The organism is Actinosynnema sp. NPDC023658 (assembly GCF_040639995.1).
Taxonomy (GTDB): Bacteria; Actinomycetota; Actinomycetes; order Mycobacteriales; family Pseudonocardiaceae; genus Actinosynnema.
Genome location: NZ_JBFAAX010001236.1, coordinates 1 through 1,482, shown reverse-complemented (window position 1 = coordinate 1,482; position 1,482 = coordinate 1). Strand labels below are relative to the sequence as shown.

Below are 1,482 nucleotides of genomic sequence, written 5' to 3'. Positions count from 1 at the left end.
CCCGGAGCACCGGTGGAGGTGATCCGGGCCGCGTCGTTGTCACGCCCTAGCTTGAGTTTTAACCTGTTCGGTGGGGCCGTGGAGTGGTCGACTTCGTCTTCCTGCGTCGCTTGGGTTGCTGTCCGTTCGTGCTGGTGAGGGTGTGGACGTCGTGGCGTGGTGCGGGTTTGGTGTTGGGCACTCCGGCCGGGCGCCCAGGGCCTGGTCGGGAAGGTTTCGGGACACGCGCCGGGCAGGCGGTGTGCGGGCGTAGGTGCCGAAACCCTCGTCGGAGCCGGGCTGGGGACAACCGTTCGGGAGAAAGGTTCTCTCCCAGGGACGGCGCTGTGCCTGCCGAGAACCTCATCCATGCAGTTAGAGGACGTATAAGCCCGAGAGCGTCAAGCGCTCACGGGGACGGCTGCCGTCCGCCGTGCCGCCGGCCAGCACGGCATGATGACCGGCTGTGCTGCTCCGACTGGCTTACCTGGGCGTGACCAACGCCTTCGCGCTGCTGCGCCTGCTGCCCATGAGCGACCGGGACAAGGACACGGAGATCCTGGCGCTGCGGCACCAGATCACGATCCTGGAACGTCAACTGGGTAACGCCCGTCCGCAGTTCTCGCCCGGCGATCGAGCGTTCCTCGCGGCACTGCTGCACCGACTTCCCGTCGACACCCTTCGTTGGCTCCGACTGCTGGTGCGTGCGGAGACGGTGCTGCGGTGGCATCAGGACTTTCTCGCACGCCATCACGCGGTCAGATCCCGTCCCAGGCGACCCGGCCGACCACGAACCGTCCGCTCGATCCGCCTCCTGGTGCTGCGCCCGGCACGCGAGAACCCCGCCTGGAGGTACCGCCGCATCCACGGCGAACTCCTCGTACTCGGCATTGAAGTCGCCGCGTCCACCGTCTGGCAGATCCTCCAGGACGCCGGCATCGACCCGGCACCCGAACGCGCCACCACCACGTGGTCGGCCTTCCTCCACTCGCAGGCTGACGCCCTGCCAGCCTGCGACTTCTTCGAGACCACCACCCTGAACGGCACCCGTCTGTACGTGCTCACGGTGATCGAACACGCCAGCCGCCGGATCCGCGTCCCCGGCGCCACCGCGCACCCGACCGCCTCCTGGGTCACCCAAGCCGCCAGGAACCTCGTCATGGACCTCGAAGACGAAGGCCGACACATGCGGTTCCTGATCCGCGACCGGGACGGGAAGTTCCCGGCGCTGTTCGACACCGTCCTCGCCGACGCCGGCATCCAGGTCGTCCCCAGCGGCATCCGGATACCGCGCATCAACGCGATCATGGAACGCTGGATCCACAGCTGCCGCCGCGAACTCCTCGACCGAACGCTGATCTGGAACCAACAGCACCTACTCCACGTACTGCGGGAGTACGAGCAGTTCTACAACACCCACCGACCCCACCAAGGCATCCACAACGCACGACCGCTACGCGCCCTGCCACACCCCGTCACCGACCAAGTCGCAGTCACCCACCT

Annotated in this window: 1 protein-coding gene; it reads left to right on the top strand. The window is 67.3% G+C overall.

The features are described from left to right. Positions 1–445: 445 nt before the first annotated feature. Positions 446–1,482: integrase core domain-containing protein (locus AB0G02_RS39845; protein WP_360805610.1), on the top strand; the 1,037-nt coding region annotated here is incomplete at its 3' end.